Raw genomic sequence first — 13,250 nt, 5'->3', positions numbered from 1 at the left:
TATCATGTTAAACACAACGATATCAGCCGCGTTAGGTGGCATGGAAATAGCCGTTATTCTTGTAATAGTACTTTTGCTTTTCGGAGGTAGAAAGATTCCTGAACTAATGAAAGGTCTTGGAAAAGGTATTAAAGAGTTTAAAGATGGCAAAGACGGAGTTGATGATAATGAAACGGTAGAAAGAAACCGCACCAACAAACCGTTATAGGTTTTTTAGAACCTAATTTTTAATCTTAATGTATTCTTGAATTTGAAGAAGTATAGCTCCTTAACAGAGATACAAACTCTTATTGATCAAAAAAAACTCAGTTTACCTGAGTTGTTAGATTATTATTTTAAGCAAATAGAAGCTCATCAACACCTCAATGCATTCAATGAGGTGTTTTTTTATTCGGCTGCTGAGCAAGCTAAGCTTGTGCAGGAAAAAATAGACAATGGAACTGCCGGTAAGCTTGCGGGGATGGTAATTGGTATAAAAGATAATATATCTTATAAAGACCATATGGTTACTGCTTCATCAAGGATGCTTGAAGGTTTTGTATCTCCCTATTCAGCTACCGTTGTGGAAAGACTGATCAGTGAAGACGCTGTTATTATTGGCAGGTTAAACTGTGATGAATTTGCAATGGGGGGGTCAAATGAAACTTCTTATTATGGCCCGGTAAGCAATGCTGCAGATACTGAAAGGGTAGCAGGAGGATCATCAGGTGGATCGGCTGTTGCTGTCCAGGCTGATTTATGCTTGTCGGCCTTAGGAACTGATACCGGGGGCTCAGTAAGGCAACCTGCTGCTTTTTGCGGATGTATTGGTTTTAAACCAACTTATGGACGCATTTCGAGATATGGTGTAATTGCCTATGCCTCATCATTTGATCAGGTGGGTACAATTACTTCTTCTGTCAGTGATGCCGCTATATTGCTGGAAGTTTTAGCCGGAGCGGACGAGTATGACAGTACGGCTTCTAAAAAGGAAGTGCCTGCATATTCTGCAATCGCTGCCACAGGTGCCAAAAAGAAAATTGCAGTTATAAGAGAGACTTTAGAGAGCGAGGCATTAGACCCTGCTATTAAAGATTCGATATTGAATGCTATTGAGCGATTTAAAGCTCAAGGCCATACGGTAGCGTATGTGTCATTCGATTTGCTCGATTATCTGGTTCCTGCATATTATGTGTTAACTACAGCAGAGGCCTCGTCTAACTTATCGCGTTATGATGGGGTGCATTATGGACACCGAAATCTGGAAGCCACCAATTTAAATGAGCTTTATAAAAAATCAAGAGCTGAAGGTTTTGGTGAAGAGGTGAAAAGAAGGATTTTGTTGGGGACCTTTGTTTTGAGTGCGGGATATTATGATGCATACTATCAAAAAGCACAGCAGGTAAGAAGGTTGATAAGAGAGAAAATGGAAGAAATGCTTAAAGATTTCGATATCGTTTTAACTCCTGTAACCCCAACTCCGGCTTTTAAAATAGGGGATAACATTGATGATCCGTTGGTGATGTACATGGCAGATATATTTACAGTATTGGCCTCTTTAACCGGGATTCCGGCGGTAGCAATTCCATTGGGCAATAATACAGATAGTTTGCCGTTAAGTATTCAATTGATGACCAAACATTTTAGGGAGGAAGAGTTACTTTCCTTGTCCCAAACATTTTTAAAAGGAAGTTAAGCTAAGGGGTTCTTTTTGAGTGCCTTGGAAGCAGAATGAAATGCCTATGAAAATAAAAGTACACATTGTATCCTATTGCATCCTAGCATTAATTAGCTTTTCGGCAGCTGCCCAGCAGCATGGTTTAATTTTAAACGACACAACCTCAGTACCTGAGGTTGATGAAACCCCGTTATTTAATAACTATAATTACAATTACAAGAACAGACTGGATTCTATTCAGAAAACCGTTCCGCTTACTTATAATGAATATGTGCAGAAGTACATTGACATTTATACCGGGAGGAAGGATATGATGGGTAGGATGCTGGGGCTGTCTGACTATTATTTCCCCATCTTTGAAAAGGCGCTTAAGAGCCTTAACATACCGGAAGAAATTAAGTATCTCCCAATAATAGAATCTTCTATGAATCCGCATGCTGTTTCCAGAGTGGGTGCTACCGGATTGTGGCAATTTATGTTTGGCACTGCCAGAGAGTACGGGCTAAATATGGATAATTTTGTTGACGACCGGAAGGATCCAATACAGGCAAGTTATGCCGCAGCAACTTATTTTAGAGATGCTTATGAAGAATTGGGAGATTGGTTGCTGGCAATTGCGGCCTATAATTGCGGAATGGGAAATGTAAAGAGGGCGATGGAAAAATCGAATTCCAACGATTTCTGGACACTCAGAAGATTCCTGCCAACCGAAACAAGAAATTATGTGCCTGCATTTATTGCTGCAGTTTACGTAATGAAATGTTCAGATAAGCATCATATTAATTCGCAACGACCATCGTACATAAAAATTACGGATACTATTCAGGTTAATCGCTTTATTGCTATTCCTACCTTAGCTAATGCTTTGAATATGGATGTGGAAGAACTGTGTAAGTTAAACCCTTCTTATAAGAAGAAGATTGTTAACGGGACAGCAGAAGATCCCAAACGTGTGATAGTTCCAAAAGTTAGTCTGGCTAATTTTGCCAGGATTTATGAAGTACTCAATTCAGATCCGGAAGCGAGTATGAAAGTGGTGTTGGCCTCAAATGAAGAGAGACGGCCCGAAAGGAGTGTAAAATCGAAGCCTGTTTACTTTTATCATAAGGTTAGGCGAGGGCAAAACCTGGGAGAAATTGCGAACAAATACCATGTTGAAGTTCAAGATATTAAGGTTTGGAATAAGTTAAGAAGTTTAACTATTGTTCCGGGCCAGAAGCTGAAAGTGTATACCACGACTCCCGAAAATGAGACCTCCGGTCGCCTGAAAAGCTAGCGTTCAGTTTGTTTATTTTCCTGTTCATTTTGTTCATAATTGCATTTAAACCTGTATAATATGTAATTTAATTGGCTTTTTTTTATTTTAAGCCCTAATAAAAGAATTGTAACTTTGGCTCTTTACAATTGACAATTTTATGACTAAAATAAACAGGAAGCAGGATGCTTTAGATTACCATTCGCAAGGGCGGCCTGGGAAAATTCAGGTTATCCCAACAAAACCAACAAACTCTCAGAGAGATCTGGCACTGGCCTACTCACCAGGAGTTGCGGAGCCATGCCTAAAAATTGCTGATAATACTGAAGACGTTTATAAATATACTGCTAAAGGAAATTTAGTGGCTGTAATTAGTAATGGTACTGCGGTATTGGGCTTAGGTAATATTGGGCCTGAAGCAGGCAAGCCGGTAATGGAAGGAAAGGGACTTCTTTTTAAAATATTTGCCGATATTGATGTTTTTGATCTGGAACTGGATACTACAAATGTTGATGATTTTGTTAAAATAGTAAAGGCACTGGAGCCTACTTTTGGTGGGGTAAATTTAGAAGATATTAAAGCCCCCGAATGCTTTGAGATAGAGCGTCGTTTAAAGGAAGAGATGACAATTCCTGTAATGCACGATGATCAGCATGGTACTGCTATTATTTCTGCTGCGGCATTGTTAAATGCATGTGAGCTGCAAAAAAAGAAAATGGATAAGATTAAGATTGTAGTGAATGGGGCAGGTGCTGCTGCTATTTCCTGCTCTCGCTTATATGTTTCTTTAGGGGCCAGAAAAGAAAATATTGTGATGTGCGACCGTTCCGGCGTGATCAGAGATACGCGCGAGAATCTTGATGCAATTAAAGCTGAATTTGCGACTTCCAGAAAATTAGATACGCTGGCAGAGGCAATGAAGGATAGTGATGTGTTCATTGGATTGTCATCTGCAAATTGTGTGACGGAAGACATGCTAAAGTCGATGGCAAAAAATCCTATCGTGTTCGCTATGGCCAATCCTGATCCGGAAATTGCTTATGAACTGGCACTTAATTCCCGTAAGGACATCATTATGGCTACCGGCCGTTCTGACTATCCTAACCAGGTAAATAACGTTTTAGGATTTCCATATATTTTTAGAGGAGCGCTTGATGTGAGGGCTACTGCCATAAACGAACCTATGAAGATAGCTGCCGTAAGGGCAATTGCTGAACTGGCTAAAAAGCCGGTACCTGAGGCAGTTAATATGGCTTACAATGAAAGGAACATTAAGTTTGGCAAGGATTATATTATCCCTAAACCAATGGATCTTCGTTTGATGACGAATGTTTCTGCTGCTGTAGCTAAGGCTGCAATTGAATCGGGCGTTGCACGTAAAGTGATAAAAGACTGGGATGCTTATGCAGAGGAACTGAAACATAGATTGGGTGGTGATGATGCAATTATGCGCGCCATTACAAATAAGGCCAAATCGGATCCTAAACGCGTAGTATTTGCCGAAGCGGATAACTATAAGATTTTAAAGGCTGCCCAAATTGTAAAAGACGAGAATATTGCTATTCCTATTTTGCTTGGTAACAAGGAGGTCATTAAGAAGATCATTGAAGATAATGCTTTAGAATTAGAGGGCGTTACCATTATTGACCCTTTTGAAGAGCAGCAGCGCATGGCTAAATATGCGAATTCATTGTATGAGAAACGACAAAGAAGGGGCGTAACTTTAATTGAGGCTACTAAATTTTTGCGAGACAGGAATTATTTCGGGGCTTCGATGGTTGAATTTGGAGAAGCTGATGCAATGATTTCCGGTCTGACAAAAAACTACGTTTCGACCATTAAACCAGCTTTGCAGGTCATTGGTACTGAGGAGGGTGTGAATCGTGTTGCAGGTATGTACATGATGATGACAAAGAAGGGTCCTGTGTTTTTTGGTGATACTACTGTTAATGTTGATCCAACGGCAGAAGAGTTGGTTGATTTGACCTTGTTACTGGAACGTTCGGTAAGTAAATTTAATATACAGCCAAGAGTAGCTTTACTTTCATATTCTAACTTCGGGTCTAACGAAGGTATTGTGCCGGAAAAGGTAAGGAAGGCAGTAAAGATTTTGCACGAAAAATATCCGCAAATTATGGTGGATGGTGAAATGCAAGGAAACTTTGCTATTAATAATGAGATGTTAAAAGATAATTTCCCTTTTAGCAGATTAGTAGGTGGGCCGGCAAATACCCTGGTTTTCCCTAATCTGGAATCTGGTAACATTGCCTATAAATTATTACAGGAGCTTGGAGAAGCTGAAGCTGTTGGCCCGATCTTGCTGGGATTAAAAAAACCGGTACATATTGTGCAGCTGGGCAGTTCAGTAAGAGAAATTGTAAATATGGTAACCATTGCGGTTTTAGATGTACAGGCTAAGGAGCAGGAAGCAAATCCGAAAAAAGGTCTATTAAAAAGAATTTCAAAAAAATAAAATATGTTTGCATATATTGATGGTAAGTTAACCTTTAAATGCCCTGCGTATATTGTAGTGGAAGCCGGGGGTGTTGGCTACCATATTAATATATCTCTAAATACCTACAGTAGCCTTGCTGATACTGAGCGTTGTAAAATCTATACCTGGCTTCACGTTAAGGAGGATGCCCATACACTTTATGGCTTTGCCGATGAAGGTGAAAGAAGATTGTTTCTGCACCTGATTTCGGTATCAGGCATAGGGCCAAATACGGGAAGGATGATGCTTTCGTCTATTACTCCCAATGAAATTCAGGCGGCTATTATTAGCGGAGACCTGCCACTTATACAACGTATAAAAGGAATAGGTGCAAAGTCTGCACAGAGACTTGTTCTTGAACTGCAGGACAAACTAAAGAAAGAAGGAACGGGGTCGTTAATTGCGGCCCCTTTAAACAATACCGTAAAGGAAGAAGCTTTATCAGCTTTAATGATGCTTGGTTTTGCAAAACCTGCCTCAGAAAAAGCAATTGATGGCGCAGTGAAGGTGGGTGGTCAGGATTTATCAGTAGAACAAATGATTAAACTAGCCCTGAAGAATTTATAATTTTTTTTACTCTTGAAAAACAAATTAACGCGAATACTACCGCTCCTCCTGGTAACACTTTTTTGGGGGAAAATGGCTCTCTCTCAAGTTGTTGTTGGGCGGGTTGCCAGTGATACGTCAAAGAATTTATTCGGTTTAAAGGAGAAGCAAAGGTTGGGTATAAGGCCATCATCAAATTCTTTTAAGCCTTTGCCTGATAATGTGAAAAGGGATGTGGAGTATGATGCGGTAAATAAAAGATATATCATAAGACAGCTGATTGGTGACAAGTTGTTGTCTGCACCTCAATACCTTACCATCGATGAGTATCAGCGACTGATCAGCAGTGAAATTAAGCGCGATAACTGGAGGGTGCTTTCAAATGAAGAGATTAATGATGTAAGAAGAACGGGGATTATTCCTAGTTTGAGTATTAACAGCAAGGCTTTCGAGAGAATATTTGGGGGTAATACCATTAATATCCAACCCAGGGGAGAGGCTGAACTGACCTTTTTGGGCAGGATAAATAAAAACGAAAATCCGCTGTTTAATGAACGGCAGCGACTTCAGGGGAATTTTGATTTTAACCAGCGCATCCAGATGGATGTGATTGGTAACATCGGTACCAAGCTGAAGGTAAATATGAACTACAACACCGAGGCTCAATTTGATTTTGAGAATCAGATTAAGCTGGATTATACCGGTGGGGATGATGATATTATAAAGAAAATTGAGGCAGGTAATGTGAGCCTTCCATTGAATACTACCTTAATTAGCGGAACCCAGGCATTGTTTGGGATAAAAACACAATTGCAGTTTGGTAAACTGAATGTGAATACGGTTTTTACCCAGCAAAAATCGCAATCCAGGGAAATACAGATCAATAATGGTGCGCAGCAGAATGAATACAGACTAAGCGCTGATAATTATGAGGCCAATAAACACTATTTCCTTGCCCAGTATTTTAGAGATAACTACAATAAATCGCTTTCAAATCCTCCAACGATTACTACTGGTGTTATCATTACCAAAATAGAGGTATGGGTAACAAATAAAGCAGGTAATACCCAGGATTCAAGAGATGTGCTTGCATTTATGGATTTAGGAGAAAATAAACCTTATAATACGACTCTAGGTGGAGGGACTTCAGTGCTTCCTTCGGGGTTTAAGAATATCCAGTTTCCAAAGCATTCCAATAATTTATTGGATATGTTGCCGGCAGATGCGAGGCAAACCAATTCCAATGCAATTATTTCTTTCTTTCAACAGGCAGGGGGTACAGATAATTATGCAAAGCTTACTTATGCAAGACGGTTGACAGAACGTGAATTTACCTTTCAGCCTAAGCTGGGTTATATTTCCTTAAATAATGCCCTGAACACTGATGAGGTACTAGCTGTTGCTTATCGTTATACTTACAATGGTGTTGAATATCAGGTAGGTGAGTTTACTACTGATGTACCATTTGACCAGGCCAACCCTAAAGTTTTATTTGCAAAATTATTAAAGAATGAAACAACAAAAGTTAACCTGCCTACCTGGGGGTTAATGATGAAAAATATTTATTCTATTGGTGGGTACCAGATCAGTCAGCAGAATTTTAAGCTTGATATATTTAGGATTGATGAGAAGACAGGTATTGAAAGACCTGTAATTACTGAGGGCGAGAAGCTGGATGAATTTAAAAGGCCTTTAAAGGATAAATTATGGATACAGGTTGCAGGTTTGGACCGCTTGAATCAGCAGGATGAATTGAAGCCAGATGGGATTTTTGATTTTCAGACGGAGAACAATCCATTTAATTCAAATGCCAGCTCCAATGCTTCCAACTCATTTGGGAACAGCAATTCGCTGAATAATACCAATAACATTAACAATACAAGTGGAAATACAGCCTATGTGCTTTCCAATACCAAAAATGGCTATATCACTATAGATCCATTAAATGGCCGAATAATTTTTCCGCTGGTTGAGCCTTTTGGGAGGGATTTAGCGAGCCAATTTTTGCCAACGGAACAGGCTTTTATTGATAAATATACTTATACGGCATTATATGATTCTACCAAGGTTGTTGCACAGCAATTGTTTACCAAACAAAACAGGTACATTATAAAGGGAAGCTATCAGTCAGATATTGCGTCGGAGTTTAGCCTGAATGCCATCAATGTGCCTGAGGGATCAGTAAGGGTTTTTGCCGGTACAATCCCTTTGCAGGAAGGTGTTGATTTTACAGTAGACTATCAGGGAGGCAGGGTTAAAATATTAAATACAGGGATCTTAATATCAGGTCAGCCCATTAGGATCTCAACTGAAAATAACGAGCTTTTTGGACTGCAGCAGCGCTCCTTATTTGGTGCCAGGCTGGACTATAAGGTAAATAATAAGCTGAATTTGGGGGGTACAATAATGAACCTTTCCGAAAAGCCATTAACCCCGAAAGTAAATATTGGAGAAGAACCCATTTCAAATACCATTTGGGGCTTTGATGTTAATTACAATTCTCCATCCAGGTTTTTAACCAAGCTGGTTGATAAATTGCCTTTCCTTTCAACAAAAGCCCCTTCGAGCATTACGTTTTCGGGAGAGTTTGCCCAATTGTTACCGGGCCACCCAAATGCCCTGAACTTTGGAGGTAAGAGTGGTGGGGTAAGTTACCTTGACGATTTTGAAGCATCGAGGTCTGTGATAGATCTTAAAAGTGCTGTAGCCTGGCAATTATCAGGTACACCGCAATTATTTCCTGAATCGAACCTGATCAATGACCTTGCTTATGGATATAACAGGGCGCGGATAGCATTTTATAATATTGATCCTACTTTTTATAACAGGAATGCCAGTAACTTACCTTCCAGTGTAAGGAGTAACCGTACAGAATTGTCTAACCATTACGTGCGCGAAATTATAGAGCAAGAGGTTTTTCCTTTTAAGGAGACCAGTACCGGTCAGTCGATCACCTTACCAACTTTAGACGTTGCTTTTTATCCGACCGTAAGAGGGCCATATAATTACGCACCTACCGGATTCAGTTCTAATGGATTGTTAAATAATCCTAAATCAAGATGGGGTGGTTTATTCAGAAGGATTGAAACCAATGACTTTGAAGCACTGAATATTGAGTTTATAGAATTATGGGTTATGGACCCGAATATTTATAAACCGAATTCTGCGGGTGGTGATTTGTATTTTAATATCGGAAATATTTCGGAAGACATTCTTAAGGACGGTCGTAAATCATTAGAAAATGGTTTGCCTGCCAATGGTGATCCGAGTAAATTTGATGAAACAAACTGGGGCAGGGTACCAAAACTGCAACCGGTAGTTCAGGCATTTGATAATGATCCCGATGCCAGAAGAAGCCAGGACGTAGGATTGGATGGATTGTCCAGTACAGATGAGCGTTCAAAATTCGCAGCACTTATTAATCAGATAAAAGGGCAGCTGAATCCTGATGCTGCTGCTGAATTAGAGAATGACCCCTCATCGGACGATTATTCATATTACAGAAGTAATGCACTGGATCAGGAAGGAGCAGGGATTTTAAAGCGCTATCAGCGATACAATGGCACTGAAGGAAACTCTAAAACCCCTCAGCAATCTCAGGAAGATTTTGGTGTAGAAAATTCAGCTTCTACATCTTTACCAGACGGAGAAGACATCAACAGAGATAACAATATGACTCAGTCTGACGAGTATTTTCAGTATAAGGTATCTATGCGCCCCGGCGATTTGATGGTGGGGCAAAACTTTGTTACCGATAAGGTGACCTCGCAGGTTAAGCTGGCTAACGGACAAACTCAGCCTGTTACCTGGTACCAGATCAGAATTCCATTGGCACAGTACCAACAGAAGGTTGGCAATATTCAGGATTTTAAATCTATCCGGTTTATCAGGATGTTCCTGACCAATTATGCCGATACTACTGTATTAAGATTTGGAAAAATCCAATTGATAAGGGGAGAGTGGCGTCAGTATAATGCAAAGAATGATCCTGCACAGGTTATTGTTGATCCGGTGTTACAACCTATCGGGGCAGACAATTCGACAATTGAAGTGGCAACTGTAAACATTGAAGAGAATGGAAAGCGTACACCAATACCTTACGTTGTTCCGCCAGGTATTGAAAGAGAACGTGATTTTAGCAACTACCGCGGTGATACCAGGCAGAATGAGCAATCGCTGGCGGTAACGGTAAAGAATTTAAGAGATGGTTATGGAAGGGCGGCATTTAAAACTGCTATTAATGACTTTAGATCTTATAAGCATCTGGAAATGTACATTCACCTTGAAGCCCTTGGCAGCAATGTGTTAAACAATAATGATTTGAGTGCTTTTTTAAGGATTGGTACCGATAACCAGGATAATTATTACGAGTACGCACAGCCTTTAAGAGTTACTGGTCCGGGAACAAGTGATCCTTATGCAATCTGGCCAGATCAGAATAAATTGGACATTGAACTTGAGATTTTTCAAAAGGCTAAAATAGCAAGAAACAAGGCGATGCTTAACGGTCAGCCATGGCCGGTAAATATTCCTTTTGAATTTATTGAGAACGGAAAAACGATTACCATAAAGGGGCAGCCTGATATGAGTAAGGTTAGGGTTTATATGCTTGGGGTGAAAAACCCGCTCCGAAACCCTGTAAATCCAGGCGAAGATGATGGGCTGGACAAAAATGCCCAGATATGGTTTAATGAATTAAGGCTAACCCAATTTGATGAAAGGGGCGGCTGGGCTGCAACGGCAAGGATGAATGCGCAACTTGCAGATTTTGCGGATGTAAATATTTCAGGAAGTAAATCGACCATAGGATTTGGTTCGTTGGAAAAAAGAGTAAGCGAAAGAAACAGGGCAGACAATGTGTTTTTTGATATCTCCTCGAGTATGGAGCTGGGTAAGTTTTTACCTCAGAAATCGGGTGTGAAAATTCCTATGTTCGTGAGTTATTCAAGTCAGATCAGTACCCCTCAGTATGATCCAAGAACGCCCGATATAGAATTGAAAACAGCACTTGAAGGAGCTACCAGAGCAGAGAAAAAAGAGATTTTAAACTATGCCCAGGATTACACTACCCGCAATAGCATCAGTTTTACCAATGTAAGAAAGGAACGTACAGATCTTGATAAAAAGCCACAGCTTTGGGATGTAGAGAATTTAAATGCTAGCTATGCCTATACTAAATTTGCCCATAGAGATTTTATAAATCAGAATAATATACAGCAAACTTACAGAGCTTCGTTAGCCTATAATTATGCAGGCCAGTCAAAAAGTTATGAGCCTTTTGCGAAGATCATTAAAACCAATACACTGGCATTGTTGAAAGAGCTAAACTTTAGCCTGCTGCCAAATTCAATCAATTTCAGGATTGATCTTGATCGTTATTATTCGGAAAACAGCCTTCGCAACAATGATCCGAATAATGCCATTCCTATAAATACAACTTTTAATAAAAACTTCCTGGTTACAAGGGTATATGGTATTTCCTGGAACTTTACACGTTCCCTTACTTTAGATTTTGATGCGACCAACTACTCCATTATTGATGAGCCGGAAGGCAGAATTAATGGAATGAAAAGGGACACACTGTGGCAGAATTTAAAACGACTGGGCAGAACTACAGACTACTCACATAATTTAAATGTGACCTATAACCTGCCGATAAATAAGATTCCGGGAATGGACTGGTTAAATGTAACCACACGTTATGGAACAAGTTTTAACTGGCAAACAGAACCTTTGTCGACCCTTAGAAACCCACTTATTGATTTGGGTAATACCATTCAGAATTCAAGAATTATCCAGATAAATCCAAATCTGAACCTTGCCAGTCTTTATAATAAATTTGGCTTTGTCAGAAAGGCCGGAACCGGTACTGCCGATAAGCAATCAGGGGCAGGTTTTTTTGTGGGCTTACTTACCGGTGTTAAAAATATTGTAGGTGCCTATACACAGACCAGAGGGATATTTATGCCGGGGTATTTGCCCAAGACCAATTACTTTGGTATTGATGATATAACCGGCGCACCTGGATTGGGATTTGTGTTTGGAAGTCAGCGCGACATACGAAGCATGGCGGTTAATAATGGCTGGCTTACAACAGATACCTTACAATCGCAACTCTATGTAAATACACTAAGAGAGGATTTAAGTTTTACTAGTTTAATAGAGCCAATTCGGGACCTGACCATTACCCTTACTGCAAATAAAAACAGGACATCGAATTTCTCAACAAACTATAGGTATAACACTGATAAACGTGAATTTGAGGATTTGAGTCCATACACAACCGGCGACTATAGCGTTTCATTTATTTCTTTACGCACGGCGTTCTCAGAAAAATCGGGCAGTACGGTTTCTAGTCTGTTCAATCAGTTTATGGCCAACCGACAGGTAATTTCACAGCGTTTGGGTGCGCAAAATCCAAATTCAAGAGGTATTATTAATGGCTATGCAGATGGGTACGATAAGAATGCTCAGGATGTAGTTGTTTCCGCATTTTTAGCGGCCTATTCCGGCCGAAGTGCTTCTTCTGTAAGCCTGAACTCACTGCCAAGTATTCCTTTGCCCAACTGGCGTTTAAATTACCGTGGGTTAACCCGTATTGCTTTCCTTGCAGATCGTTTTAACTCCATAGATGTAAGACATTCGTATCGCTCAGTTTATAGTATAAACAGCTTTAATTCTTTATTAAGGTATCAGGAAAGTAATGGCGCTGTAATTAGTAGGGAAGATGCCAATGGTGGGAATTTCCTGCCTAAGTTCCAATATTCGCAGGTTACCATAGCCGAACAATTTGCACCGCTTATTGGTGTTGATACCAGGTTAAAAAATAACATGACTGCTAATTTTGAGTACGGACGATCGAGATTACTGGGCTTAAGCCTTGCCAACAGTCAGCTGGCCCAATTAACAGAAAACAATATGGTGTTTGGACTTGGATACAGGACAAATAAATTCAGGTTCCCATTTGGATTATTTAAGGGGCTAAAAACCGACAATAACATGGACTTTAAACTGGATATTGCATTAAGGGACAATAAGACTGTAATTTACCGTGCAGATATTACAGAGGCAGAAGTTTCCTCGGGTGCCAAAAATATAACCTTTAGGCCAAGTGTAGATTACGTGCTTAACCAGCGTTTTAATGTGCGTGTATTTTATGATTCTAATGTTACCAAACCATATACTTCGCAAACCTTTAACACTTCTTTCAGTAATTTTGGATTTAGTTTACGGATTACTCTTAATTAAGGATTGTTATAAACACTGATATTAATTACCTTTGAACGCGCGCAACATAT

General features: G+C 39.9%; 6 protein-coding genes. All 6 read left to right on the top strand.

The window, feature by feature from the left end:
• The first annotated feature begins 4 nt into the window (after window positions 1-4).
• The 6 genes from CPT03_RS16295 (at window position 5) to sprA (ending at window position 13,200) form a co-directional block, all read left to right on the top strand.
• Window positions 5-208, top strand: coding sequence for a twin-arginine translocase TatA/TatE family subunit (locus CPT03_RS16295; RefSeq protein WP_099439819.1), 204 nt, complete (start codon window positions 5-7; stop codon window positions 206-208).
• A gap of 36 nt (window positions 209-244) precedes the next feature.
• Window positions 245-1,675: an Asp-tRNA(Asn)/Glu-tRNA(Gln) amidotransferase subunit GatA gene (gatA, locus tag CPT03_RS16290; RefSeq protein WP_216641561.1), complete on the top strand. Its 1,431-nt coding sequence runs from the start codon at window positions 245-247 to the stop codon at window positions 1,673-1,675.
• Between the two features lie 46 nt (window positions 1,676-1,721).
• Window positions 1,722-2,933, top strand: a complete 1,212-nt coding sequence (locus CPT03_RS16285; RefSeq protein ID WP_099439817.1) for a lytic transglycosylase domain-containing protein — start codon at window positions 1,722-1,724, stop codon at window positions 2,931-2,933.
• Between the two features lie 139 nt (window positions 2,934-3,072).
• On the top strand, window positions 3,073-5,385 hold the full coding sequence (locus tag CPT03_RS16280) for an NADP-dependent malic enzyme (protein ID WP_099439816.1): 2,313 nt from the start codon (window positions 3,073-3,075) through the stop codon (window positions 5,383-5,385).
• A gap of 3 nt (window positions 5,386-5,388) precedes the next feature.
• Entirely contained in the window at window positions 5,389-5,973 is a 585-nt protein-coding gene (gene ruvA, locus CPT03_RS16275) for a Holliday junction branch migration protein RuvA (RefSeq protein ID WP_099439815.1), read from the top strand.
• A gap of 72 nt (window positions 5,974-6,045) precedes the next feature.
• On the top strand, window positions 6,046-13,200 hold the full coding sequence (gene sprA / locus CPT03_RS16270) for a cell surface protein SprA (RefSeq protein WP_099439814.1): 7,155 nt from the start codon (window positions 6,046-6,048) through the stop codon (window positions 13,198-13,200).
• The last annotated feature ends 50 nt before the right edge of the window (window positions 13,201-13,250 follow it).

Origin of the sequence: Pedobacter ginsengisoli (assembly GCF_002736205.1) — a bacterium.
In the GTDB taxonomy this organism is placed as follows: Bacteria; Bacteroidota; Bacteroidia; order Sphingobacteriales; family Sphingobacteriaceae; genus Pedobacter; species Pedobacter ginsengisoli_A.
This window is presented reverse-complemented; position numbering and strand designations above follow the sequence as displayed.